This is a genomic window from Hymenobacter perfusus, from assembly GCF_003944765.1.
In the GTDB taxonomy this organism is placed as follows: domain Bacteria; phylum Bacteroidota; class Bacteroidia; order Cytophagales; family Hymenobacteraceae; genus Hymenobacter; species Hymenobacter perfusus.
Genome location: NZ_RWIU01000001.1, coordinates 1405863 through 1431909 on the forward strand (window position 1 = coordinate 1405863; position 26047 = coordinate 1431909).

The window sequence follows — 26047 nt, forward strand, 5'->3', positions numbered from 1 at the left end:
TCGATTCACTGAATCACCGTCCGGGTCTTTTCGTTAGGTACTTATGAAAAAGTCGTTGCGTTTGGGAATGGGGAAGGTGGGGCTGGCGGTACTGCTGCTGGCGGCCGGGCCGGTGGTAGCCCAGGTTCAGGAGGACAGCCAGGTGCAGCTGGCCCGCGAGTATGAGCGCAAGGGTGAGCATGAGAAGGCTGCCTTCCTGTTCGGCCGTTTGCGCAACGACGAGCAGACGGCCCCCAACATTCTGCCCGATTACCTGGCCGCCCTCCAGGGCCTCAAACGCCCCAAAGACGCCGAGAAACTGGTGAGGCGGGCTCAGAAACAGCGGCCCCAAGAGGCTACTCTGGGCGTCACGCTGGGGCAGGTGTACGCCCAGGCCGCCGACGAGCTGGCCGCCCGGAAGCAGTGGGAGCGGGTGCTGACCCAGCTGCCCCCGGAGCAGGTAGTAGCCGTAGCCACCGAGTTTCAGAAGCTGGCTTTGCCGGATTGGGCCATTCTTACCTACCTGCGTGGCCGGGAGCTGGCCCGCTCCGAAACCGAGTTCGGCCCCCAGCTCATCCAGCTCTACACCCAGCAGGCCCAGACCGATAAGCTGATGGCCGAAACCCTGCGTCTGGTGCAGGACGATGAGCGCCAGCTGCCCTTCGTGCGCAACATGCTTCAGAACAGCCTCCAGGACGATAAGGACTTTGCTACCCTGGAAAAGGAGCTACTGAGCTTAGTGCAGAAAAACCCCGAGCGGCCCGTGTACAGTGAGTTGCTGCTGTGGCTGCAGGTGCAGCGCCGCGACTTTACCGGTGCATTGGTGCAGGCCAAGGCCCTTGACCGGCGCGGCCGTACGGAAGGGCAGCGCGTGCTGGAAGTAGCCGAAATTGCCCGCCGCAACAAAGACTACGAAAGTGCCATTGAGGGCTATGACTACGTGGTGCGCGAGTACCGCAACCGGCCCTACTACGCCCTGGCCCGCCAGCGCCTCGTGCAGACCCGGGAGGACCAGGTACGTAACACCTACCCCGTGAACCCCGCCCAACTACGCAGTTTGTTGCAGGAGTACGAGCAGGTACTCACCGACCTGGGCCGCACGCCCGATACGGCCCCGGTGCTGCGCAGCATGGCGGCTTTGCGTGCCTTCCAACTCGATGAGAAGGAGCCCGCCATGAAGCTGCTCAACGAAGTAATTGCTATGCCCCGCGCTAGCCTTGATGTGGTGGATCAGGCCAAGATTGACTTGGCCGATATTTACCTGCTGCGCGCCGAGCCCTGGGAAGCTACGCTGCTGTACTCGCAGGTAGAAAAGTCGCACAAGGATACGCCGCTGGGCTACGATGCCAAGCTGCGCAACGCCCGCCTCAGCTACTTCGCCGGCGACTTCAAGCTGGCCCAGTCGCACCTGGATATTCTCAAGCAGGCCACCAGCCGCGAAATTGCCAACGATGCCATGCAGCTCAGCCTGCTCATTACCGATAACACGGCTATGGACACGGCCGGCGTAGCCCTGCGCGACTACGCCGTGGTGGAACAGCAGGTATTCCAGAACAAGCTGCCCGAAGCTCTGCGCGGCCTCGATGCTTTGCTGGCTAAGTACCCCGGCCACGCGCTGCAGGACGATGCGTGGTACCTGAAGGCCCAGCTTCAGCGCCGCACCGGCGACTATCCCGGCGCTTTGAGCACCCTGGAGCGCATCACCGGCAACCCCAAGTACGACGTGCTCAGCGACGATGCGCTGTTCCTAGCCGCCCTCATTCAGCAGGAAAACGTACAGGACCGCGAGAAAGCCCAGCAGCTCTACAACCAGGTTATCACCAAATATCCCGGCAGCATCTACGTGGCCGAGGCCCGCAAACGGTTCCGCCAACTGCGCGGCGATGCGGTGAACTAAAGCCCGGATTTGGGGGAGTAGAACGTGTCCCCTGGAGTTGCGCTCTGGCCCGCGTGAGAAGGTAAGCAACCTCGCGCGCGGGCCGGAGCGCAGCTCTCAGGGGCAACTTCCTACGGTCCTGAACACTACCCTCCCGAATCCGCGGAATCCGATGAATCCGGCGAAATCCGTGGTTTATCCGTGCTGTTCTTTTTGTACTTTTGGAGATACTGCCGCTGTTAGGCTCCTCTGTGCACATGGAAAAACGATGGATTCGCAAGCCCGCGCCCGACGCTGAAACGGTCCGGCACTTAGCCGATGCGCTGCGCGTGAACGAGGCCATTGTCAGCCTGCTGTGCCAGCGCAACGTGGGCACCTTTGAGGAAGCCCGCGCCTACTTCCGCCCCGACCTCAGTCAGCTGCCCGACCCGCTGCTCATGCGCGACATGGACCGCGCCGTGGACCGCCTGCTCAAGGCCCTGCACCTGGGCGAGCGGGTGCTGGTATTCGGCGACTATGACGTGGATGGTACAACGTCGGTGGCGCTGGTGTACAGCTACCTCTGCCGCTTTTTCGGGCCGGAGCGCATCGATTACTACATTCCGGACCGCTACAAGGAAGGCTACGGCATCTCGGAGGCCGGCATCGACCACGCCCACGACTTCGGGTACCAGCTCATCATTGCCCTCGACTGCGGCGTGAAATCCGTGGATAAGATTGCCTACGCTAACCAGCGCGGCGTCGATTTTATTATCTGTGACCACCACTTGCCCGGTACGGAACTGCCGGCGGCCGTAGCCGTCCTCGACCCTAAGCGCCAGGACTGCCCGTATCCGTTCAAGGAGCTGTCGGGCTGCGGCGTGGGCTTCAAGCTGATGCAGGCGTTTACCCAGCACCAGGGCCTGCCCGAAGACGACCTGTACGAGCTCCTGGATCTGGTGGCCGTGAGCATTGCCGCCGATATTGTGCCTATTTATGATGAGAACCGCACGCTGGCCTATCACGGTCTGCGCCTCATCAACGACCGGCAGCGGCCCCAGCGCCCCGGCCTGGATGCCCTACGCGAACTGGCCGGACTGCAAACCGCCGAGCTAAACATCAGCAGCCTGGTATTCGGGTTTGCGCCCCGCATCAACGCGGCCGGCCGGATGGGCGACGCCAAACGCTCGGTGGCTATGCTGCTGGCCGGCAGCACCGCCGAAGCCGTAGCTACCGCCGGCGTAGTCGACAAAACCAACCAGGAGCGGCGCGGCTTCGATACCAGCATCACCAAGGAGGCGCTGGAAATGATTGAGCAGAGCGACCTGTTGCGCACCGCCCGCACCACCGTGCTGTTCAAGCAGGACTGGCACAAGGGGGTGGTGGGCATCGTGGCCTCGCGCTGCCTCGATAAGTACTACCGGCCTACCATCATCCTCACCGAAAGCAACGGCAAAGCCACCGGCTCGGCCCGCTCGGTAGTAGGGTTTGATGTGCACCAGGCTATTGAGGAGTGTGCCGAGCTGCTCGACCAGTATGGTGGCCACATGTACGCCGCTGGCCTCACGCTGCCCGTCGAGAACGTACCCGCTTTCCAGGAGAAGTTCGAGCGGATTGTGGCCGGCCGTATCCTGCCTGAGCAGCTGATTCCGCCCGTGGAAATCGACTGCACCCTGCAGCTGAGCGACATCACGCCCTCGTTTTACCGGCTGCTGAGCCAGATGGAGCCGTTCGGCCCGGGCAACCCCAACCCGGTGTTTGCCTCCGAGCAGGTATACGCCACCCCCGATTCGGCACGCATCGTGGGCAATTCCCACCTCAAGCTCACCCTCACCCAGGACGGCCACCACACCGTGGACGCCATCGGCTTCGGGCTGGGCGAATACCACGAGCAAATCCGCCTGGGTCAGCCGTTCAGCGTCTGCTACACCATCGAAATCAACGAGTACCGGGGCGTAAAGAACCTGCAGCTGCGGGTAAAGGACATACGCTGGGAGTAAAAGCTTCCTCCCTACATAACAACGCCCAGTAGTCCGGTATGCGGCTGCTGGGCGTTGTTATGTTGGGGAAATAGATTTGGGCGAACTTATTACTGCTTGGGCTGCGCGTATTGTTGGCCACGCCAAGTGAAGTAGCCTCCGCGCACGTATTCATACTCAACAACTTCGGTATTTGGTGCTGTATCAGCCAAGTTGATAGGCTGAGAAAGTTTGATCCACAGCGTGTTATCGTTCAGTCGGGTTTCCTGCAGAACCTTACGATTACCCAACTGAGCTACGTACGTTTCCAGTACTTGCCCATTGCGGCGGTAAATGGTTTTCTGCTTCCAGATCAAATTTTTCTTTAACCGATTTTCTGGCAAATTTTGAGGGTTAGCAACGTTCTGAAACCCACGTACTACGTGCTTGCGCTTACCCAGGCGGGATGTAGTAAGTACGAAACCGGTTCTTTGAGTTGCTTCCAGTCTTGTGGCAGCAGTTGCACGAAGAAGCGAATCACGGGCCGCGCTAGCGCGGGCAGGTTCAGTAATGGGTTGATTCTTGGCGGTTTGGACTCCGGCTGCAAGAAAGGAGAATAGTAAAAATGTGTAAGCCATAAATAGGAGAAAGGGGTGAGGGCGCACCAATCATTGGTGGTATGGCCCAAGCTGCAAAAACAGCGCCGTTTCAGCCTCAGGGTATTATATTTTTGGATTGGGCCGGGCACTCCACCATACGCAGCCGATGAGCACCAGTTGCAGCGGCAGACGCAGCCATAGCGCCCACAACGGCACCGGTAGGCCCGCGCCGTGGGTTTGCAGCATGTACACGTTGGCCGGAAACACGGCTACCAGGAGCGCCATCAGGCCCCAGGCGGCCCAGCGGCGGGTAGCGGGGATAAGTAGCCCGAGGCCGCCGGCTATTTCGGCCGCGCCGCTCAGGTACACCAGCAGGAGGGGAGCGGGCAGGTAGGGCGGCACGATGCGCAGAAACCCCGCTGGGTTGGTAAAGTGCGTGATGCCGGCCCCAATAAAGAACGTAGCCAGTACCACGCGGCTGATGGTTTTGATGCGCATACTGCCAAGGTACGGGGGAATCGACATGTCAGGAAGCCGTTTGTCATTGCGAGCAGCGCGAAGCAATCTGTCCTTTTCAGGGTGACAAGCCTTCTGAATCGAAATGCCTGCGAGGTCTGTGCTGGCGTCAGGCGCTTTTGAACAGGTCAGGGTTTCGCGCTTCGTGAAGGACGGATTGCTTCGCTCGCAATGACAATTCATCCATCCAACAATCCATACTGCCTATCTTCGCCGGGGCGTTAGTGCCGTATCCGGTTTATCCTTTTTCGATTTTATGAAAGCTGCTTTGCTGGCCCTCGGGCTGAGCCTCTTCACTGCCTCGGCCGCCCTGGCCCAACAGCCCGCCGGCTACCAGATTCGCCTCGATTTGCAGCAGGTGACCAACGACCGGGTGAAGGTCGTTATCAACACGCCCGCCATCCGGGAGGCCCAGGCTACCTATGTTATGCCCTCGGTGGTACCCGGCTCGTACTCCAAGAAGGATTACGGCCGCTTCGTGACCGGCTTCAAGGCCTTCGATAAGAACGGTAAGAGCCTGAAGGTGAAAAACAACGGCCCCAACCTGTTCGTCATCGACAACGCAACCAAGCTGGCCCGCCTCGAATACCTGGTAGACGATACCTGGGATGTGAAGCAGGACGACCAGTTCATCTTCCAGCCCGGCGGCACCAACATTGATGCCGGCCGCAACTTCACCATCAACCACTACGGCTTCTACGGCTACTTCGAGGGCTACAAGATGCTGCCCTACGAGGTGCAGGTGCAGAAACCCGCCGACCTCTACGGCGCCACCGCCCTGGACGTACGCCGCGAGTCGCCCACCCAGGACGTGTTCACGGCCCCCAGCTACGTAACCCTGGCCGACGGCCCCATTCTCTACGCCCGCCCCGATACGGCCAGCTTCAGCACCGGCGGGGCCCGCATTTCGGTGGCCGTACTGTCGGAAAGCGGGGCGGTGAAGGCCGCCGACGTGAGCCAGATGCTGCGGCCCATGTCGGAAGCCCTGACCCGGTATTTCGGCAAAATGCCGGTGCCGCGCTACCAGTTCCTGTTTTACTTCCCCAGCCTGACTTCTTCGCTCAACAGCGAAAAGGGCGGTTACGGGGCCATGGAGCACAGCTACTCCTCGCTCTACTTCCTGCCCGAGCTGCCCGATGCCGACCGCCTGCGCAGCATGGTGCTGGAGGTGGCCTCGCACGAGTTTCTGCACATGCTGGCCCCGCTCAACATCCACTCCCGCGAAATCGGCGAGTTCGATTTCCGCAACCCCCAGATGTCGCAACACCTGTGGCTGTACGAGGGCGTGACGGAGTACGTGTCGCAGCTGGTGCAGGTGCAGGGCGGGCTCATCACGCCGGAGGAGTTTCGGAAGCGGGTGAAGGAGAAAATCGACAAGTCGGATACCTACGCCACCGTGTCGTTTACGGAGATGAGCCGCCGCATTCTGGAGCCACCCTACAAGGACATGTATGAAAACGTGTACAACAAAGGCGCGCTCATCGGGCTGTTGCTGGATATTCGCATCCGGGAGCTGAGCCAGGGCCGCCAGACCCTGCGCGACGTGCTACTGGCTTTGCGCGAGAAGTACGGCCCCACCCGCTCCTTCGAGGACAAGGACCTGATTCCCGAAATCGTGGCCCTCACCAACCCCGAAATCGGGACGTTCTTCCGCCGCTACGTGGAGGGCACCGAGCCGTTGCCACTGGCCGAGGACCTGACCAAAATCGGGTGGACGTATGCGCCTATCGGCCAGGCCCGGGTGAAGGCATTTGGTAACCTGGGCTTCGCCTACGACCAAAGCAAGGACCAGTTCCGGGTAGCCAAAACCAAGCCCGAGGACAACGCCTTCGGCCTGGATGAGGGCGACATCATCTTGGCTATCAACGGCCAGCCCGTAACCATGCAGACCGCTGAGAAGCTCCTGCGCCCCCTGGTAGAACCCCAGACCGCCGACGCGGTACGGGTGAAGTTCCGCCACGGCAACGGTGCCGAGCAGGAACGCCAAGCCACTCCCCGCGAGTTCGAAGTGGAAATGAAAAATATGGTGGAAACGCAGCCGGCCGCCACGCCCGCCCAGCAAACGTTGCGTAACAGGTTGCTGAAAGGGTAGACGTGCGTCAGGCCTCCCCGCAATGACAAATCGATTGACCTTCCTGCTTCCCCTTACCTTTGCCCCACGATGATTCTACGCGCCGAACACCTGGTTAAGAAGTACAAGTCGCGCACGGTGGTGAACGATATGTCGCTGCACGTGGAGCAGGGCGAGATTGTGGGGCTGCTGGGGCCGAACGGGGCCGGTAAAACCACCTCGTTCTACATGACGGTAGGCATGGTGAAGCCCGATTCCGGCCGGGTATTTCTCGACGACAGAGAAATTACCAAGCTGCCCATTTACCAGCGGGCCCGGCTGGGCGTGGGCTACCTGGCCCAGGAAGCCAGCGTGTTCCGCGACCTGACGGTGGAGGAGAACATCTTGGCCGTGCTGGAAATGACCGATATGTCGAAGCAGGCTCAGCGCGACAAGGTGGAGGAGCTGATAGGGGAGTTCAGCCTCGGCCACGTGCGCAAGAACCTGGGCCGGGTGCTGAGCGGTGGTGAACGGCGGCGCACCGAAATTGCCCGCGCCCTGGCCGTCGACCCCAAGTTTGTGCTGCTCGATGAGCCCTTTGCCGGCGTCGACCCCATTGCCACCGAGGAAATCCAGAGCATCGTGGCCCGCCTCAAGCACAAGAACATCGGCATCCTTATCACCGACCACGACGTGAACTCCACGCTGGCTATTGTGGACCGGGCCTATCTGCTCTTCGAGGGCAAGCTGCTGAAAGCCGGCACCGCCGAGGAACTGGCCGAGGATGAGATGGTGCGCCGCGTGTATCTAGGTAAGAACTTCGAGTTGAAGCGTAAGGACTACACGACGGCTACCAGCCAGGATACGGCGGCGGAAAGTGCCTGATAAGTACCCGGATGAGTGCCTCACAGGCTTCGTGTGCTGTCACCGCGGCTGGTAAGTGTATCGTAAACTGAGCTGCTGAAAGGTCGTTGGAAGCCGGGCAGTATCACCCGAAGCATTTCGTAACTTTCCCGGGCGGTCAGCGGTACAGCGTATCCGGTGGCCGCCCGGCTGCTTTTTCCTCCTCAACTCTCCTCCGTGATTAGTACCGTTCTGACTTGGGCCGTGCAGCGCCGACTGGCCAGCATCCACCATTTCCGGGACAATCCGCACGAGGTGCAGCAGGCGGTACTGCACAGCCTGTTGCATATGGCCCGCACTACAGCCTGGGGCCGCCGCTACGGCTACGCCGATGTGCCCTCGGCTCGGGAATTTTCCCAACGGGTGCCCATCAGCAGCTACGAGGAGCTGTATCCGGAAATTGAGCGGGTGCTGCGCGGCGAGGCCGACGTGCTCTGGCCCGGCCGCGCCGAGTGGTTTGCCAAAAGCAGTGGCACCACCAATGCCCGCAGCAAGTTTATCCCCGTCACCCGCGCCTCCCTGCACGAGGGCCACTATCGGGCCGGCCGCGACATGACGGCGCTGGCCACCCTGTACTACCCCGAAACCGACGCGCTGGGCGGCAAAACCCTTTCCCTGGGCGGTACCCACGGCCCCAACCCGTTCCGCCCCGACGACCCTGCTTCCCACGTCGGCGACGTATCGGCCGTGATTATGCAGAACCTGCCGGCCTGGGCCGAGTTCATCCGGACCCCGCCCCTGGAGCTGGCTTTGCTGGATGAGTGGGAGGAAAAGATTGAGCGCATTGCCCGCCACGTGCTCACGGCCGACGTGCGGGTGCTGGCCGGCGTGCCCACCTGGATGATTGTGCTGCTACGCCGCGTGACGGAGCTGGCCGGGGCCGAATCCATCGTGGACGTGTGGCCGCGCCTGGGGCTGTTTCTGCACGGCGCGGTGGCATTTGGGCCGTATCGAGAGCTGTTCCGCCAGCTGATTCCCAGCGACCGTATGCACTACCTCGAAATCTATAACGCTTCCGAAGGCTACCTGGCCCTCCAGGACGAGCCCGATTCGGAGGATTTGCTGCTGCTGCTAGGCCACGGCATCTACTACGAGTTCCTGCCCGCAGACCAGTGGGACGCCCCCGAACCCCGCACCATCGGGCTGGAGGCCGTGGAGCTGGGCCGCACCTACGCCCTCATCATCAGCACCAACGCCGGGCTGTGGCGCTACAAAATCGGGGATACGGTGCGGTTTACCTCTCTGGCTCCGTACCGCATCCGGATTGTGGGCCGCACCAAGCACTTTCTGAACGCGTTTGGCGAGGAAGTGGTGGTGGAAAACGCCGATGCCGCCGTGGCCGCCGCCTGCCAGGCCACCGGTACCACCGTGCGCGACTACACGGCCGCTCCCATCTACTTCGCGGCCCACGAGGAAGCCTCGCGCGGCGGCCACCAGTGGCTGCTGGAGTTCACCGAGCCCCCCGCTGACTTGCTCCACTTTGCCCGGATTCTCGACGAAACACTCCGCCAGCTCAACTCCGACTACGATGCCAAGCGTCACCGCGACCTGGCCCTGCGTCCCCCGCAGGTGTTAGCTGTGCCAACCGGTACATTTGTGCAGTGGCTGGCTCGCCGGGGCAAGCTGGGCGGTCAGCATAAAGTGCCCCGCCTGAGCAACTCCCGGGAACTGGTAGACGAAATTCTTGAACAACTAAAAAAATAGTTGTAACTATCGAGCGGGTCCTGATTTCCTGTTTCGATGCGTATTTTATTCTGTCGGTTACTGCTATTTTCGCTCGTTATCAGCGCGCCCGGGTGCGCCACGGTAGCCAAGCACAAGCCCATTGGCTTCTGGTCGCGCAATCGGTTTGACGGACAAGACCAGCGTCACGGTCCCTGGCGGGAATATTTTGATGGGGCCGAGCAGCATTTGGCCAACCGGGGCCGCTACCGCCACGGCCGCTCCATGGGCATCTGGCACTACTACACACTCACCGGCGCACAGGAACGCACCGAGCGGTTTTACCGGCGGCCCTACGGGTTGGTCAGGCTTTCGTATTTCCATCCTGGCGGCCAGCTAGCCAAGCAAGGGCAGGCACGTTACCGCGCTGAGGCCAGTGTGGCCCGGTTTTACTGGTTCGGAGAGTGGAAGTGCTATTCACCCACCGGCCAGGCCTTGCCCTCCGAGTTCTACCGCAACGGTCACCGCACCGCCACCCTCCTGACCACCCCCACCGGCGACACGCTGGCCTCGCCGGTTAACTGAAGTAGGGCCAGGTTGGAAAATTGCACCGTGAGCCGGCTATGCAGTACTGAGTAGGTCTGCTTCCTGCAATAGCTGGTAAGAGTAGCTGCTTAGCCAGCGGTAGTTTAGGTTGGTCGATGAGAAGGGGCAATCCGTCGGCTGTTGGAAGTCGTAAACTGTATTATGTCGGGAAAGCCCGCTATATTTCCGTATTCGCTTTCTGATCTGTCTCCAAAATTCCCACAAATGGATACTATCTCATCTTCTGCTTCGTCTACTGGTCGACAACGACGGCGCTATCGTCTGAAATCCGACGCTCAGACAGAAACCAAATCTCGTAAGCTGACAATGTTTTTCCTGGGGCTGATGCTGCTGGCGCTGCTGGCCAGTGTAGGAGTCATTGCGGCTACGGCTGTATCCTGAGTTGCTTCGGCTGTCACAACAGGCAAGGCCCGCCGGCAGGTAGCAATACCAGCCGGCGGGCCTTGCGCATGGGTAGGATGAGGGGAGCGGTTATTCGTCGAGGATGCCGCCCATCAGGTTGCCCAGTACGCCGCCGCTCTCCTTGCGGGCGTTACCGCCGTTGGGAGCCAGGGCCTGAATCAGCTTTTTCACGGGCATGGATTGCAGCCACACGCGGCCGGTGCCGCGCAGCGTGGCCAGCATCAGCCCCTCACCCCCGAAAATCATGGATTTCAGCCCGCCGGCCCGGGCAATGCTGAAGTCAATACCGGGCTCAAAGGCCACCACGCAGCCGGTATCTACGCGCAGCAGCTCGTTGTTCAGCCGCTTCTCGATGATGGTGCCGCCGGCGTGCACGAAGGCCTTGCCGTCGCCGGTAATCTTCTGTAGAATGAAGCCTTCGCCCGCAAACAGGCCCGCGCCCAGCTTCTGGTTGAAGTGCAGGCTGATTTTGGTGCCCTTGGCCGCCGCCAGGAAGCCGTCCTTCTGCACAATAAGGCCCTGGGGCAGCTCGCACAGGTCCAGCGGGATGATGGTGCCGGGATACGGGGCCGAAAACGCCACGTGCGCCTTGCCGTAACTGCCCCGGTTGGTGAAGTGCGTCATGAACAGCGACTCACCGGTAATCAGCCGCGAGCCGGCCGAGAACAGCTTGCCCATGATGCTCTGGTTGGGCTCCGAGCCGTCGCCCATTTTGGTTTCAAAGGCAATGGCCTCACTCATGTACACCATAGCGCCGGCCTCGGCCACCACGGTTTCGTTGGGGTCCAGCTCCACTTCCAGTACCTGGATATCGTTGCCGAGAATTGTATAGTCCACGTCGTGCGACTGCATCGGGAAAAAAGTAGAGGTGAAAGGATGTCCCAAGTATAGCAAAAGCCCGATAAAATCGGGCTTTTGCTATACTGAAGCGTATCGGGGTAACGCGCTATTCCCGTTCTTCCGTCGGCACGTCGTCATCCTCGGCCGCCGCTTTAGGACCTTTTTTCTTGGCCTCGGTGCTGGTACGGCGCATGAAATCCTCATCCGATTCTTCAGGCTCCTGAGCACCGTCTTCCAGCGGGAAATCTTCGTCCTCGTCCTTCTCGCCAAACTGTCCGTCGCGGTTCACCAGCTTTTTGTCGCGCACATGGCGGTTTAGAAACTGGTTGATGTCCTCAATGGAGTAGTTGGAGGTGATTTCGCCCAAGGGATTTACCTTGATTTCAAAGCCTTCCAGCTCTTTATGGACGCGGGCTTTTTTTTCAGGGTCAGCAGCTTTCTTCTTCGGGCTAACGGGTTTTTTGGCCATGATACAAACGGCTAGAGAGTCAGTAGGAAAGGGAGCCCAGCGGCCTCCTGCCTCTACGTACGCAAGCCTCCCACCGAAGGATATGCCGCCCTCCTGCAGCTTGACGGCTCCCGTAAAACCACAGTGCCCACCCGACGGGTGTCGGGTGGGCACTGTGCATGCAACCAAGCGGCGTACGTTACGCCGGTAGCGCGGCCACGGCGGCCTGAATCCGCTCGGCAGTTTCCTGCGGCCCCAGAATGCGCATGATGTGCATCAGGTCGGGGCCGGCGGCGTGGCCGGTTACGGCTACGCGCAAGGCTTGCAGTACCTGCCCGATTTTCAGGCCCTGGGCTTCCAGCACCTGCGTGAGCAAAGCTTTGATACCCTCGGCCGAAGTATCGGCAGCGGCGGGCAGCTGGGCAGCAAACTCGGTCAAAGCCGCTGAAACCTGTGGGTTCCACTTCTTACTGATGACCTGCTCGTCGTAGCTGGCGGGGCGCTGGAAGAAGAGCTGCGCTTCCTTGGCCAGATCGGCCGGGAAGGTGGCGCGCTCTTTTACCAAAGCGGCAATCTGCTCGGCCTGGTCGGCGGGCACCGTAATGCCCTGCTGGTTCAGCTCCTCGGTGAGGTACTGGGCCAACTCGGCATCGGGCTTGGCGCGCAGGTATTGCTCGTTGTACCAGCGCACCTTGTTCTGGTCGAAGCGGGCTGGTGATTTGCTCACGCGCTCAATCGAGAAGTTCTCAATCAGCTCGTCCATCGTAAACAGCTCCTGCTGGGTGCCGGGGTTCCAGCCCAGGAAGGCCAGGAAGTTGATAAACGCTTCGGGCAGGTAGCCCGATTCGCGGTAGCCGCTGCTCACGGTGGGCTCGCCGGTTTCGGCATCTTTGCCGTGGAATTCCAGCGGGAACACCGGGAAGCCCAGCTTATCACCGTCGCGTTTGCTCAGCTTGCCGGTGCCATCGGGCTTGAGCAGCAAAGGCAGGTGGGCAAACTGCGGCATGGTGCTTTCCCAGCCCAGGTAGCGGTACAGCAGCACGTGCAGCGGAGCCGAGGGCAGCCACTCTTCGCCCCGGATAACGTGGGTGATTTCCATCAAATGGTCATCCACGATGTTGGCCAAATGGTAAGTCGGCATACCGTCCGACTTCATCAGTACTTTGTCGTCGATGCTGCTGGAATGCACCACTACCCAGCCCCGGATGAGGTCATTAAAGCGGATTTCCTCCTTGCGCGGCACCTTCAGGCGGATAACGTAGGGCGTGCCATTTTCCAGCAGCTGCGTTACTTCCTCGGCCGGCAGGGTGAGGGAGTTGCGCATCTGGGCGCGGGTGATGCTGTTATACTGCGGGTTGGGCACTTTGGCGGCCGTGAGGCGGGCGCGCATGGCGTCCAGATCCTCGGGCGTATCGAAGGCGTAGTAAGCGTGGCCGTCCCGAATCAACTGGTCGGCGTACTGGCGGTACATGGGCTTCCGCTCGCTCTGGCGGTAGGGGGCGTGGGGGCCGCCCTGCTCAATTCCCTCGTCAATTTCAATGCCGCACCAGCGCAGGGCGTCCATAATGTACTGCTCGGCGCCGGGCACGAAGCGGTTCTGGTCGGTGTCCTCAATGCGCAGCAGCATCTTGCCGCCCAGCTTGCGGGCCAGCAGGTAGTTATACAGCGCAGTGCGCACGCCGCCGATGTGCAGCGGCCCCGTAGGGCTGGGCGCAAAACGCACCCGTACTTCTCTTTCCATAAGTCAGTCAGTTCGCAACGCCTTCGGGGAAAGAAAGCGCGCCGCAAAGGTACGAAAGGTGACTTAGTGAGGTGTTGATTTAGTGAGTTTGACGTTTCGATTGCGCGGCTTTGGCAGATGGAACGTCAAACTCACTGAATCACCACCTCACTAAGTCACCTTTCATTCCACCACCAGCCCGTACTTGCCCAGCAAACCGGGCAGACTCTGAAGGGCGAAACGGGCCTGTTTCAGCTCGTTCTGCTCGGGGTCGAGGGCGACGCCCTGGGCCGTGCGAAAGTCGGCCCCGAGTAGGTGGGTCTGGCTGAAGATGGCCCCGCGCAACTGGCAATCCGCAAAAACGGCGTTGGTCAGGTCGGTGCGGGTGAAGTCGGTTTCCTGCAGAGAGCAGCCTGCAAAGCGGGTGTTGGGCATGGTTTTGCCCCAGAAAGACGCGTAATCCAGCTGACACTGGTCGAAATGCACATCGAACAGCATATCCCGGCAGGAAGTGAATTGCAGCCCCAGCAGCTTGCAGCTCTCGAAGGCCACGTTCTGCAAACTGGTATTGGCCAGCGAGGCCCCGGCCAGGTTGCAGTTCTCAAACCGACACTCGCTGAACCGCCGGCCCGCCAGGTCCGCCTGACTTAAATCGAAGCCGATGAAGTGGAACTGCTCAAACTCCTGCTGCCCCACCAAAGCAGGTGGCAGCACGCGGGTCAGCACGTTTTCGGCCGGAAAGTACGTGGGCTTCTCCAGGGCTTTGGCGGGCTTGCGGGTGGCCGGTCGGCGCATTTAGTTACGGTTTTTGAAGCTGAGCCAGAGGATTAGCCCCAGCGCGGTAATGCCGCCCTTAATGGCCCAGGCCACCGTCGGCCCCCAGTTGTAGATCCAGTCCAGCAGCGGAAACCGGAAGTTGGCGGGCAGCAGATAAGGAGCCAGAATAGCAAGCAGCCCGGCGAAAAACAGAAAAATACCCAGCTCGCGCATAGAGGTGAAGTGGTGAAATTGTGAAGTGGTGAGTTTGATGTTCAGAGAACCTGACGGCACAATCTGCGCAATTCGCACGTGCGGCGCAACCTGAACGTCAAACTCACCATTTCACCCGTTCCGAAGAATCTGCTGGTACAATCCGCACGCGCGGCGCAAACTGAACGTCAAATTCACCACTTCACAAATTCACTGTTACTGCACCGCAATGCAGGAAATTTCTACCTGTACGTCTTTTGGCAGGCGGCTTACCTCTACGGTTTCGCGGGCGGGGGCGTAGTCGGCATCAAAGTAGCTGCCGTAGATTTCGTTAATCAGGCCGAAGTTGCCCAGGTCTTTCACGAAGATGCTGCACTTCACTACGTGGCGCAGGGTGAGGCCCACGGTTTCCAGTACGGCCTGCAGATTACGCATTACCTGGTGGGTTTCCTGGGCTACGTCGCCGCCACCGACCAGCTGGCCATTGGCATCCAGCGGAATCTGGCCCGATACGTACACGGTGCCGCCAGCCTGAATGGCTTGGCTATACGGGCCAATGGGAGCGGGAGCCTGAGGCGAAAAAACAACGGTATGAGCCATAAATAAGGGCGGGTAAGGATGGAGGAAGAAGGAGTGCAAAGTACGCGGAAACCGGCACAGATACGGGACAAAAAACAGCCGCCACCCCGAATTTCGGAGTGGCGGCTGGTACTGTTCTGTTAGCGGGCCGGGTTATTCTACCGTTACCGATTTAGCCAAGTTGCGGGGCTGGTCCACGTTGCAGCCGCGCAGCACGGCAATGTGGTAGCTCAGCAGCTGCAGCGGCACCACTGATACCAGCGGCATCAGCACGTCGCTAGTGGCGGGAACTTCGATGGTGAATTCGGCCATGGCCGGAATCACGTCGTCGCCTTCTGTTACCACGGCAATGATGCGGCCTTTGCGGGCCTTCACTTCCTGAATGTTGCTCACCACTTTCTCGTACGAGCTGTCCTTGGTGGCAATAACTACCACGGGCATGTTCTCATCGATGAGGGCAATGGGGCCGTGCTTCATTTCGGCGGCGGGGTAACCCTCTGCGTGGATATAGCTGATTTCCTTCAGCTTTAGCGCGCCTTCCAGGGCCACGGGGAAGTTGTAGCCCCGACCCAGGTACAGGAAGTTCGGCACGTCCTTGAACGTCTCGGCAATCTTCTCGATCTGGTCGTTGAGTAGCAGGGCCTTCTCCACTTTCGTGGGAATCGTGCTCAGCTCCACCATCAACTCGCGCAGGCGGGTGTCGGAAAGGGTACCGCGCTTGTGGCCCACAATCATGGCCAGCAGCGTGAGCACGGTTACCTGGGCCGTGAAGGCTTTGGTCGAAGCCACCCCGATTTCAGGGCCGGCGTGGGTGTAGGCACCGGCATCGGTGGCGCGGGCAATGCTGCTGCCTACTACATTGCAGATACCGAAGATGGTGGCACCGCGGCTCTTGGCCAGCTCAATGGCGGCCAACGTGTCAGCCGTTTCGCCCGATTGCGAAATGGCAATTACGATGTCGCGCTCCGTGATGACGGGGTTGCGGTAGCGGAACTCCGAGGCATATTCCACTTCCACTGGAATGCGGGCTAGGTCTTCCAGCAGGTATTCGGCCACGAGGCCAGCGTGCCAGCTGGTGCCGCAGGCCACAATCAGGATGCGGTCGGCATTCACGAACTTCCGCTCGTACGCGCGCACGCCACCCATGTTCAGGTGGCCCGCTTCTAGCTCCAGACGGCCGCGCATGGAGTCGAGAATAGAGCGGGGCTGCTCGAAAATCTCCTTCAGCATGAAGTGCTCGTAACCGCCTTTTTCAATGCGGTCCAGCTCCAGTTCCAGCTTCTGGATGTAGGGCGTCTGCACCACGTCTTCACGGGAGCGGATTTCCATCTTACCATCCCGAATAACGGCCAACTCGTAGTCGTTCACATACACCACTTCATTGGTGTACTCGATGATGGGCGTGGCATCGGAAGCCAGGAAGAACTCGCCTTCACCGATGCCAATAACCAGCGGGGAGCCTTTACGGGCGGCAATCAGTTGGCCGGGGTTGTCCTTGCTGAGCACCACAATAGCGTAGGCGCCTACCACTTCGTGCAGGGCCAGGCGTACGGCTTCCTCCAGCGTGCAGCTGTTCTGCTTCTGGATCTCCTCAATCAGATTCACAAAAACCTCCGTGTCCGTATCGGAGTGGAATACGTGTCCCTGCTGCTGCAAGTGCTGCTTTAGTGCGGCATAGTTCTCAATAATGCCGTTGTGAATGATGGCAATGCGCTCCGAAGTAGAGTAGTGCGGGTGGGCATTCACGTCGTTCGGCTCGCCGTGCGTGGCCCAGCGGGTGTGGCCCATGCCAATGTGGGCGTGCGTATCCTGTTCGCCGATGAAGGCTTCGAGGTCGGCTACTTTGCCTTTTTTCTTGTAAACGGTAAGCTGACCGTTGAGCAGGGCAACCCCGGCCGAGTCATAGCCCCGGTATTCCAGGCGACGCAGGCCTTTGATGATGATGGGGCAAGCCTCACGGTGCCCAATGTAAGCGACAATTCCGCACATATGGTAAGTTGATTGGGACAGAGCAGATGCTCCCGAAAATGAAAGCAAAAACGGGCGGCAACGGCAAAAGCCGTGCCGCCCTTGCTGGCAAGCGAACCTGACAGCTCCCGCCGCTTAACGCAGCTTTGAGTAGTATACGCGCAGCTTGATGTTGTTGGCATCCAGCTGTGCCCGGCTAAGCCCAAGACTTAGGTTGGCACGGAGTACCGGCGACAGAATCAGGCCACTGGGCAGTTCCCCATCCAGCCGGTTTTGCAGGTATGCCTGCAGGTATTCGGTGATAGAAACGGAGTAGTATTGTACGGGGTCCTGGCCGGCCGGAATGGATGCCACTACCGGGAAGTCAGTACGGGTAGGCGTCAGACGCGCGCCATTTCTATCCAGACCTTCCTGTTGCACCATCCGTTCCGCAACGGTGGCCCCCACAGTGCGGGTCAGCACCTGATTGGCACTGTTCACCTCGTACAGATACAAGCCATTCGGGTAGGAGAACAGCCCATTGCTGAACTGCTTCACCGGGATGAGCAACTCGGCCCGGTTAATGGCAAGCTCAGCATTGTTCCGCAGGTTATCCAGTCCCTGGAACTCAATGCGGGTAGCCAAACCGGTTCCCTCTTGAGCATACGTGAAGCCGTTGGTTGCGCTGGGGGGCAGGGTGGATTGGGGAGTGGTAAGTCCCGCAAGGGCTGTACCACTCAAATCCGTATTCACCTGCGTGAAGTATTTGCCGGGAACCGTGGAAAGGCCATGGGCCAATAGTAACCGGTACTGCCGGGTACGTACTTTCCCAGTAGCAGAAGTGCCTGTATAATAAAATCTTACGTTGGCACTTGTGTTGCTGGTGAAGCCGGCAATACTACCCAGATGCCCGGCGGAAGGCTGCAAGGCCAATCCTTTCCATACGGCGTCCAGTTTGCTCTGGGAAGGTGTTCCATCCTTAAGCGCCGTAAATACGGAGTTAGCCAGAGTAGACGTAGCCGGATACTTCTGCATACGGATGCGCACTACGCGGTCAGGTACTAGCGTGGTGGTTACCGTTGTAGTTGTATCACCGCTGTTACCGGATGCAACACGTTGCTTAACCAACCGGTTGCGGTTAAGCGGCGCTTCAAAATTTGTCAGCAGACTGGTGCCCGTTGCAACCGTTGAGGCCGAGTTGTACACTGCCCGCTCATCCAGCGGCTGCTGCAAATCTTTCAGATCGAGCCGTAAGGGTTGAGCCGCTGAGCCATATATCTGATCAAAGGGCAGACTGATGACGGCAGAATCCAGCCGGAGAGCCGTAAACGTGGAAGGCACCGTATCACTGCTTATGACCAGCAGGTTCAGGAAGCCACTGGCCTCCGTAGTACCGACGAAGGAGTCGCGTACCCGACCTACCAGAATGTGGTCAGCTTTCACTGTTTCTACGGGCTGCTGCCGCACGGTGGAAGCCGTCACCGGCAGATCGAGGTAGCTAGCGGTAATAGGAGAGGTGCCGGGAAGCTCGAGGCCCAGGTCACTGGCTTTTTCGCAGCCAGTGGCAAGTCCGAGCAGGGAAACGGCAAAAAGGGAAACCGAAGCGAGTCGGCTGGCGCTAGTTGGCCAATTCATTATAGAGTGCGTAGTAAGAAGTCAGCAGATTGTCGTCGGCGCCTACCTGCTCAATTTGTTTATTGGTTGAATACTCCGCGAACAGAGTCTTCAGGTTTTCGCTGAAATCCTCGTCAGATTTCACCACTGTATCGGCATATTCCATCCCTACTTTGATGAAGCCGCCAAAGTCGGCAGTTTTCAGCGAAGCCAGCATCTCATCCTCAATGTCCAGCATCTTGGCTTTCTCCACGATGTCGCCCTCAAATTTGAAGTCGAACTCGTTGTTGTAGATGGTGAACACCGATTTGGCATCCTTGAAAATCGGGTCCTTTTTGTAGGTCGTTTTCAGGTACATCGGAATGAGACCGGTCATCCAGTCGTTGCAATGTACGATATCCGGCGACCAGCCCAGTTTCTTTACTGTTTCCAGTACCCCTTTGCAAAAGAAGATAGCCCTCTCGTCGTTGTCAGAGTGGAATTTATCGTTCTTATCCACCAGCACCGACTTGCGATGGAAGTAATCTTCGTTATCGATGAAGTAAACTTGCAACTTCGCATTCGGAATGGAAGCCACCTTAATAATGAGAGGCTTCTCATCTTCGCCCACCGCAATATTAATTCCCGACAGACGCACTACTTCATGCAGGCGGTTTTTACGCTCATTAATAATGCCGAATCGGGGTACAAAAATGCGGATTTCCATCCCCATTTCCTGCATTCCCTGCGGCAGGCGCCGCAAAAACTCCGCTACCTTGGTGGTCTGCAAAAACGGGTTGATTTCCGTGGCAGCGTAGAGTATTCTCAACTTGGACATATAGAGTCAGTTGGGGTGATTGGGAAAGGGCAACACTTTGGGATGCACAAAATTAAGCATTTTTGAGGGAAATTTCAACTTTGCCCGGTTGGCCTCTGGCCGAAGGGCGCTTTTTACTCTATGGAGATACTGAATACCGCCGCCGCGTTGCAAGCCCACACGGAAACCTGGCGTCGAGAAGGAAAACGCATTGGCCTGGTGCCTACCATGGGGGCCCTGCACGAAGGCCATTTGCAACTGGTACGCGCTGCAGCGCAGGAATGCGAGGTGGTGGTGGTCAGCATTTTTGTGAACCCAACGCAGTTCAATAACCCCGATGACTTCCGGCTGTATCCGCGCCTGCCCGAGGTGGATGCGGCATTGCTCGGCCCGGCAGGCTGCACGGCGCTGTTCCTGCCCTCAGTAGAGGAAATGTATCCGCAACCGGCAGTTCTGCGGTTTGATTTTGGCCCGCTGGAACGGGTGATGGAAGGGGAGCACCGGCCCGGCCACTTCAACGGGGTGGCTACGGTGGTCAGCAAGTTGTTTCACCTGAGCCGGCCGCACCGGGCGTACTTTGGGCAGAAGGATTTCCAGCAGGTAGCGGTAGTGCGCCAACTGGTGCAGGATTTGTCGTTTGATCTGGAGTTGGTGGCGTATCCAACCATCCGGGAGACGGACGGGCTGGCTATGTCCTCGCGTAACCGCCGGCTCGATGCCCCGGCCCGGGCAGTGGCTCCCCAGCTGTATCGGGCCTTGCAGCTGGCAGCCGAGTTAGTGCGGCAGGGTACGGTGCCACCTGCCGGAGTGCAGGCTGCCGCTGCCGACCTGCTGGCCCAGGAACCGTCCATCACCCTGGAGTACCTAGCCGTAGTGGATGCGCAAACTCTGCAGCCGCTGACGGAATGGCAGCCCAGCGACCCAGTGGCTCTGTGCCTAGCCGCTCATCTGGGCGGCGTCCGGCTCATTGATAATATCGTGGTAAACGGATGAATGGACAGACGAATGAATGGAGAATATGGGTAGCGTAGTCTGGCCACTTGCTCAGCCATGCACCGGTCCATCCATTCGCCTTTCCTATCTTTGCGGGCCAGAAATCACCCGTTTTTTCTTCTCATGCATATCGAGGTTCTCAAGTCCAAAATTCACCGCGTGAAGGTTACGCAGGCGGAACTGCACTACGTGGGCAGTATCACCATTGACGAGGATCTGCTGGATGCGGCCAACATGGTGGAAAACGAGAAGGTCACCATTGTCAATATCAACAACGGGGAGCGGTTCGAAACCTACACGATTAAAGGCGAGCGTGGCTCGGGCATGATTTGCCTGAATGGGCCGGCCGCCCGCCGGGTAGCAGTCGGCGACATCGTCATCATCATTTCCTACGCCCTGATTGACTTTGCCGAGGCAAAGGCCCACCAGCCTACCGTCATTTTTCCGGACCAGCACAACCGGGTAGCCTAACCTGCTCCGGCCGCTGGAACCAAGCGTGAGGCTGGCTATTCTTACCGCAAGAGTAGCCGGCCTTTTACTTACCTGTGGGCTGCCCCCGAACGATTCCTCTATGAAGCAACTCTTCAACGTTATCAAATACACGCTGCTGCTGGCCGTTTCGGGGCTGCTGATGTGGTATGCTTTGCAGGGCCAGAACCTGAGCCGCATCGGGGAGTACGTGCGCAGTGCCAACTATGCGTGGCTGCTGCTGACAATGGCCCTGTCGGTGCTGGGCTATTTCAGCCGGGCGTACCGCTGGAAAATGCAGATTGACCCCACCGGCCACAAGCCGGCGTACTGGGATGTGTACCACGCCATGATGGTTGGCTACCTTGCCAACATGGTGCTGCCGCGCATGGGTGAGGTAATCCGGTGTTCGGTACTGCGGCGCACCAGTGGCGTACCGGTACAGGTGGCCCTAGGCACGGTGGTAACGGAGCGGGTAATTGATGTGTTGGTGCTGCTCGGGCTGCTGGGAACCACGCTGCTGCTCGATTTTAACACATTCTGGTCGTTTGTGACTGATAAGGTATTAGGTGGCCGCTATGATGCGCTGGCCCGCAACCGTACCCCGCTGCTGCTGGCTTTGGGTATTGCGGTGGTGCTAGTGCTGGGGTTGGCTTACGCGGTGTTCCGCAACCTGGAGCGGCTGCGCCAGAACGCCCTGTTCAATAAAGCCATGAGCTTCGTGAAAGGAGTGTTGGCCGGGGCCTTCAGCATCCTGAAGCTGGAGCACAAGGGCACCTTTCTACTGCATACGTTCTTTACCTGGGCCGTGTATTACCTCATGGATTACCTGGCTTTCTTTGCCTTCCCAGCCACCTACGACTTAGGCATGCGGGCGGCACTGGCGGTTCTCACGTTCGGGGCGTTTGGCATGGCCGCGCCGGTAGCGGGTGGTATCGGCCCGTTTCACGTAATGGTGCAGGGGATTCTGCTGGCGTATGGCGTGAGCAAAGAAGCTGGTATTGCCTATGCACTGGTAGTGCACGGCTCCCAAACACTGCTGGTCGTTGTGATGGGCGGCATCAGCTTTCTGGCCAGCATGATGAAATCGGGCAAAAAGGCGGTATTGCCAGAAGGAGTAGCCGCGTAAGCCGAGGTTTCCCCCGCGAGCAGCTTGGCCGCCAGATCCTGTTGGTTGAGCAGAAACAAATTGCGTTGCATGATGTGGACGAAAGATAAAATCCTGAGCCAGGCCGAGCTGCTGCCGGTGGTAGCAGGCTGGCAGGCGGCCGGCGAAAAGGTGGTGTTCACCAATGGCTGCTTCGATTTGCTACACCTGGGCCATGTGGACTACCTCGAGAAGGCCCGGCATCTGGGTGACCGGCTGGTGGTGGGTCTGAATACAGACGCCTCGGTGAGCTGCCTCAAGCCCGGCCGCCCGCTTCAGGACGAAGTGTCACGGGCGCGGGTGCTGGCCTCACTTTTGTTTGTGGACGCGGTAGTGCTCTTTGGCGAGCAAACTCCGCTGACGTTGATTGAAGCTGTCCGGCCCGACATTCTGGTGAAGGGCGACGATTATCAGCTCAGCGGAATTGTGGGCCACGAGGTAGTGTTACAGAACGGCGGGCAGGTGCTGACCGTACCCCTGGTAGCCGGCTACAGCACTACCCGCATCGTCGAGCGTATTCTACAGAGTTCCCAGGGGCTCGTTTGAGGAAAGAAGGTGGCCGTGAGGTACCGGTAGTTGCTCAGGCGGGTTCCGGTTTCTTTCACCCCGAAATTTCCTTTTTCCAGTATGATGCACCTGAATCCGGCCTACATCATTGTCTTGCTGACGATGCTGGCCAGCTGGCTGATCCAGCGCCGTTTGCAAAGCAAGTTTGAGCAGTACTCCCGGGTAGGACTGAGCAACGGCCTGTCGGGCCGTCAGATTGCGGAGCTAATGCTGGCTGACCACGGCATCACCGATGTGCGTGTCATCAGCACCGAGGGCCGCCTGACCGACCACTACAACCCGGCCGACAAAACCGTGAACCTGAGCGAAACGGTGTATGAGGAGCGAAGTGCCGCTGCCGCCGCCGTAGCCGCCCACGAGTGCGGCCACGCCGTGCAACATGCCACCGCCTACAGCGCGCTGCAGTTCCGCTCGGCTATGGTGCCGGCCCTGAGCGCCGTGTCGAAGTTTATGCCGATTCTACTGTTTTTGGGCGTGATAATGCTGCGCACCACACCCTTGCCGCTCGGCATCGGCGTTGCGTTTTTTGCCCTGACCACGCTTTTCAGCTTCGTGACGCTGCCGGTGGAGTTTGATGCCTCCAAACGCGCGTTGGCCTGGATGGATAAGCGCAACGTAGTAACCCCGCAGGAACACGTTATGGCCAAAGATGCCCTCTGGTGGGCCGCCATGACCTACGTGGTAGCGGCTCTGGGCTCCCTGGCTACCCTGTTCTATTACGCCACGCTACTCATGGGCCGCCGGCGCGACTAGTGATGATGCTTGCCCACCATTTGCACACCGCCACCCCGGCCGCCGGGGTGGCGGTGGTGCGTTGAGAGGACCCGGTTGTTGGAAATCTGCAAAACCGAACGGGCGTTAGGAAGCCGTAAACCGGGTCAGGCTACTTGCAGAAAGTACATAGTTTGGTGCCCGAGAAACAAAAAAGCGCCTTTACACCTTATAAAGCCGACTTCACAGAAAAAATCTGTGCCGTCTGCTTAATCTGCAAAAGCTGTGCTTTAATTTTGACCTGCCAGCGAATTTACGCTTGGCCTTTGCAGACGAGTTTCCCACCCCACCCTTAGTACCCTATGGACTTTCAGCTCACCGAAGAACAACTGGCCGTGCAGGCCGCCGCGCGCGACTTCGCGCAGAACGAACTGTGGGCCGGCGTAATTGAGCGCGACGAACACCAGAAGTTTCCTGCCGAGCAGATCAAGAAGATGGGCGAGCTGGGCTTCATGGGCATGATGGTAAGCCCCGAATACGGCGGCGGCGGCATGGATACCGTGAGCTACGTGCTGGCCATGGAGGAAATCAGCAAGGTGGACGCGTCTTGCTCCGTTATCATGTCGGTGAACAACTCGCTGGTGTGCTGGGGCCTGGAGAAGTACGGCACTGAGGAGCAGAAGCGTAAGTACCTGCCCCGCCTGACCTCCGGCGAAATTATCGGCGCCTTCGCCCTGTCAGAGCCCGAGGCCGGTTCGGACGCCACCAGCCAGCGCACCACCGCCGAGGATAAAGGCGACTATTACCTGCTCAACGGCACCAAAAACTGGATTACCAACGGCACCACGGCTTCCGTGTACTTGGTAATTGCCCAGACCAACCCCGAACTGAAGCACCGCGGCATCAACGTGCTGATTGTGGAGAAGGGCATGGAAGGTTTTCAGACGGCTCCTAAAGAAAACAAGCTCGGCATTCGTGGCTCCGACACCTGCTCATTGCTGTTCACCGATGTGAAAGTGCCCAAGGAAAACCGCATCGGCGAGGACGGCTTTGGCTTCAAGTTCGCCATGCAGGTGCTGGCCGGTGGCCGCATTGGCATTGCCGCGCAGGCGCTGGGCATTGCCTCGGGTGCTTACGAGTTGAGCCTGAAGTACTCGAAGGAGCGCAAGGCGTTCGGCGTGCCGATTTCGCAGCACCAGGCCATCCAGTTCAAGCTGGCCGACATGGCTACCAACATCGACGCCGCGCGGCTCCTGTGTCTGCAGTCGGCCCACGATAAGGATGCGCACCAAGATTATGCTAAGTCGGGCGCTATGGCCAAGCTGTTCGCTTCGAAGGTAGCCATGGATACGGCCGTAGAGGCGGTGCAAATCCACGGCGGCTACGGTTTCGTGAAGGAGTATCACGTGGAGCGCATGATGCGCGACGCCAAAATCACCCAGATTTACGAGGGAACTTCCGAGATTCAGAAAATTGTAATCTCGCGGGAAATTCTGAAGTAACAGGCAAATAGCCTAAAAGTCAGACGTATTGCACAAAACCCAGTCATTAATTGACTGGGTTTTGTGTTTGTGTGAATTTTTATATGTTATTTTGCATTAGATAAGTCCGGGGTGCTATTTCCCGACCACACCTGCCCAACCCCAAACGCCCGCCAAAGATGGAAGATTATAATAAAGTGATAGAGTCGCTGGGTGTCCGTTACATCAAAGCGAAAAACCTGGTGCTGCAGCAGCCCTTTACGGTGCGCAACTCCTATGACGTTGGTAATAACCTGATTCTGCTGCATAAAGGCCGTTTATCCTTCGGCGAGGAGGAACAGCTAGTCGAAGAGGGCGAGATGCTGTTCATTCCTGGCGGCCGGGCCACCAAAGTGACCTACGGCGAGCCTTCCAGCAAGAGCATCACCAACGACGACCTGATTACCAACAAGGATAAATTCTTCCACTCCAATTCCGACCTCGACCTGATCGGTGACGCGGAGGAAAGCCATTCCTTCGTAAGCTTCGAGGCCAAGGTGTTCGACTCGGTGAACTTCTTCGCCTCGCTCGACGTGCCGGCCTTTCTGATTACTGGTAACTCCAAGCTGGCGAATTTGGTGATTAAGGTAGTGGAGGAAAGCCTGCAGGAACTGCCCGGCCGCGAGCGGCTGATTACGATTTACACCGAGAATATCGTGGTGGAAATCGTGCGCTACATCCTGAAAAACAAGATGTTCGTGGAGCAGCTGGCTACCAACAGCACGTACTTCAAGGACCCGCGTCTCATTGATCTGTTCAACTATATAAAGGAGAACATCGGCGGCGACCTGTCGAACAAGGTGCTGTCGGGCGTCGCCAACGTGAGCGAGGACTACGTGGGCCAGTACTTCAAGATGCTCACCGGCATCAACCCGCAGGACTACATCGAGTACCAACGGATGGAGCGCGCCGTGTTCCTGTTGCGCACCACCAAGAAGAGCATCCGCGACATTGGCAAAGAGGTGGGCTACAAGGACACCGCCTACTTCTGCCGCCGCTTCAAGATGATGTTCGGAATTCCGGCCGGCAAAATGCGCCGCCGCGAATCAGCTATGAACATCTAAGACCACTGATTACGCGGATTCCTCGCGGATTTCACGAATTTTGCGGACGGTTCGCTTTTCGGATTTCAACAAAAAAGGCTTGCTATGTAGCAAGCCTTTTTTGTATTGTATTCTACCCCTGTGCAGCGCCCATT

Annotated in this window: 24 protein-coding genes; 13 read left to right on the forward strand and 11 right to left on the reverse strand. The window is 58.9% G+C overall.

What is annotated here, in order from left to right; all coding sequences use genetic code 11:
* The first annotated feature begins 43 nt into the window (after positions 1-43).
* Positions 44-1876, forward strand: a complete 1833-nt coding sequence (locus EI293_RS05955; protein WP_246010543.1) for a tetratricopeptide repeat protein — start codon at positions 44-46, stop codon at positions 1874-1876.
* Positions 1877-2112: 236 nt separating this feature from the next.
* Positions 2113-3834, forward strand: a complete 1722-nt coding sequence (gene recJ / locus EI293_RS05960; RefSeq protein ID WP_125436193.1) for a single-stranded-DNA-specific exonuclease RecJ — start codon at positions 2113-2115, stop codon at positions 3832-3834.
* An 89-nt stretch (positions 3835-3923) separates the two neighbouring features.
* Here recJ and EI293_RS05965 read toward each other — a convergent pair whose 3' ends face one another.
* Together EI293_RS05965 and EI293_RS05970 are read right to left on the reverse strand one after the other, a co-directional pair.
* Positions 3924-4430, reverse strand: coding sequence for a hypothetical protein (locus EI293_RS05965; RefSeq protein WP_125436194.1), 507 nt, complete (start codon positions 4428-4430; stop codon positions 3924-3926).
* Between the two features lie 84 nt (positions 4431-4514).
* Complete coding sequence (locus EI293_RS05970; RefSeq protein ID WP_246010544.1) at positions 4515-4916, reverse strand: DoxX family protein; 402 nt, start codon at positions 4914-4916, stop codon at positions 4515-4517.
* A gap of 247 nt (positions 4917-5163) precedes the next feature.
* Between EI293_RS05970 and EI293_RS05975 the strand changes: the two genes are divergently transcribed.
* The 4 genes from EI293_RS05975 to EI293_RS05990 all read left to right on the forward strand — a co-directional run bounded on the left by EI293_RS05975 (position 5164) and on the right by EI293_RS05990 (position 10107).
* On the forward strand, positions 5164-6999 hold the full coding sequence (locus EI293_RS05975) for a M61 family metallopeptidase (RefSeq protein WP_125436196.1): 1836 nt from the start codon (positions 5164-5166) through the stop codon (positions 6997-6999).
* A gap of 69 nt (positions 7000-7068) precedes the next feature.
* Positions 7069-7842: an LPS export ABC transporter ATP-binding protein gene (gene lptB, locus EI293_RS05980; protein ID WP_125436197.1), complete on the forward strand. Its 774-nt coding sequence runs from the start codon at positions 7069-7071 to the stop codon at positions 7840-7842.
* A gap of 195 nt (positions 7843-8037) precedes the next feature.
* On the forward strand, positions 8038-9564 hold the full coding sequence (locus EI293_RS05985) for a GH3 auxin-responsive promoter family protein (RefSeq protein WP_125436198.1): 1527 nt from the start codon (positions 8038-8040) through the stop codon (positions 9562-9564).
* A 36-nt stretch (positions 9565-9600) separates the two neighbouring features.
* Positions 9601-10107, forward strand: a complete 507-nt coding sequence (locus EI293_RS05990) for a toxin-antitoxin system YwqK family antitoxin (RefSeq protein WP_125436199.1) — start codon at positions 9601-9603, stop codon at positions 10105-10107.
* 492 nt (positions 10108-10599) lie between these two features.
* On the opposite strand, the gene EI293_RS05995 is transcribed toward EI293_RS05990, so the two are convergent.
* The 9 genes from EI293_RS05995 to EI293_RS06035 all read right to left on the reverse strand — a co-directional run bounded on the left by EI293_RS05995 (position 10600) and on the right by EI293_RS06035 (position 19464).
* Positions 10600-11382, reverse strand: coding sequence for a TIGR00266 family protein (locus EI293_RS05995; protein WP_125436280.1), 783 nt, complete (start codon positions 11380-11382; stop codon positions 10600-10602).
* A gap of 94 nt (positions 11383-11476) precedes the next feature.
* Positions 11477-11839: a hypothetical protein gene (locus EI293_RS22240; RefSeq protein ID WP_211339479.1), complete on the reverse strand. Its 363-nt coding sequence runs from the start codon at positions 11837-11839 to the stop codon at positions 11477-11479.
* A gap of 178 nt (positions 11840-12017) precedes the next feature.
* The gene (gene gltX, locus EI293_RS06005) at positions 12018-13559 is read right to left on the reverse strand and encodes a glutamate--tRNA ligase (RefSeq protein WP_125436200.1); all 1542 of its coding nucleotides are present in this window, start codon (positions 13557-13559) and stop codon (positions 12018-12020) included.
* Positions 13560-13721: 162 nt separating this feature from the next.
* On the reverse strand, positions 13722-14333 hold the full coding sequence (locus EI293_RS06010) for a pentapeptide repeat-containing protein (RefSeq protein ID WP_125436201.1): 612 nt from the start codon (positions 14331-14333) through the stop codon (positions 13722-13724).
* On the reverse strand, positions 14334-14588 hold the full coding sequence (locus EI293_RS06015) for a hypothetical protein (RefSeq protein WP_170170258.1): 255 nt from the start codon (positions 14586-14588) through the stop codon (positions 14334-14336). It abuts the gene before it with no gap.
* Positions 14589-14723: 135 nt separating this feature from the next.
* Complete coding sequence (locus EI293_RS06020; protein WP_125436203.1) at positions 14724-15107, reverse strand: RidA family protein; 384 nt, start codon at positions 15105-15107, stop codon at positions 14724-14726.
* A gap of 132 nt (positions 15108-15239) precedes the next feature.
* Positions 15240-17075 carry a glutamine--fructose-6-phosphate transaminase (isomerizing) gene (gene glmS / locus EI293_RS06025; protein WP_125436204.1) on the reverse strand — a complete coding sequence of 612 codons (1836 nt, stop codon included), beginning with the start codon at positions 17073-17075 and terminating at the stop codon, positions 15240-15242.
* Between the two features lie 114 nt (positions 17076-17189).
* A complete protein-coding gene (locus EI293_RS06030; protein ID WP_125436205.1) occupies positions 17190-18668 on the reverse strand; it encodes a DUF4270 family protein in 1479 nt (492 codons plus the stop codon).
* On the reverse strand, positions 18652-19464 hold the full coding sequence (locus EI293_RS06035; RefSeq protein ID WP_044003930.1) for a glycogen/starch synthase: 813 nt from the start codon (positions 19462-19464) through the stop codon (positions 18652-18654). Before EI293_RS06035 ends, EI293_RS06030 begins: the two co-directional genes overlap by 17 nt.
* Before the next feature lie 120 nt (positions 19465-19584).
* Between EI293_RS06035 and panC the strand changes: the two genes are divergently transcribed.
* From panC to EI293_RS06070, 7 genes are all read left to right on the forward strand, one after another.
* Positions 19585-20436: a pantoate--beta-alanine ligase gene (panC, locus tag EI293_RS06040; protein WP_125436206.1), complete on the forward strand. Its 852-nt coding sequence runs from the start codon at positions 19585-19587 to the stop codon at positions 20434-20436.
* A gap of 123 nt (positions 20437-20559) precedes the next feature.
* Positions 20560-20907 carry an aspartate 1-decarboxylase gene (panD, locus tag EI293_RS06045; RefSeq protein WP_019948715.1) on the forward strand — a complete coding sequence of 116 codons (348 nt, stop codon included), beginning with the start codon at positions 20560-20562 and terminating at the stop codon, positions 20905-20907.
* Between the two features lie 100 nt (positions 20908-21007).
* Positions 21008-22033 carry a lysylphosphatidylglycerol synthase transmembrane domain-containing protein gene (locus EI293_RS06050; protein ID WP_125436207.1) on the forward strand — a complete coding sequence of 342 codons (1026 nt, stop codon included), beginning with the start codon at positions 21008-21010 and terminating at the stop codon, positions 22031-22033.
* Between the two features lie 69 nt (positions 22034-22102).
* Positions 22103-22597, forward strand: coding sequence for a D-glycero-beta-D-manno-heptose 1-phosphate adenylyltransferase (gene rfaE2 / locus EI293_RS06055; RefSeq protein ID WP_170170259.1), 495 nt, complete (start codon positions 22103-22105; stop codon positions 22595-22597).
* Between the two features lie 84 nt (positions 22598-22681).
* Entirely contained in the window at positions 22682-23371 is a 690-nt protein-coding gene (locus EI293_RS06060; RefSeq protein ID WP_125436282.1) for a zinc metallopeptidase, read from the forward strand.
* Positions 23372-23691: 320 nt separating this feature from the next.
* A complete protein-coding gene (locus EI293_RS06065; RefSeq protein ID WP_125436208.1) occupies positions 23692-24831 on the forward strand; it encodes an acyl-CoA dehydrogenase in 1140 nt (379 codons plus the stop codon).
* A 158-nt stretch (positions 24832-24989) separates the two neighbouring features.
* On the forward strand, positions 24990-25913 hold the full coding sequence (locus EI293_RS06070; RefSeq protein WP_125436209.1) for a helix-turn-helix domain-containing protein: 924 nt from the start codon (positions 24990-24992) through the stop codon (positions 25911-25913).
* Positions 25914-26047 lie beyond the last annotated feature (134 nt).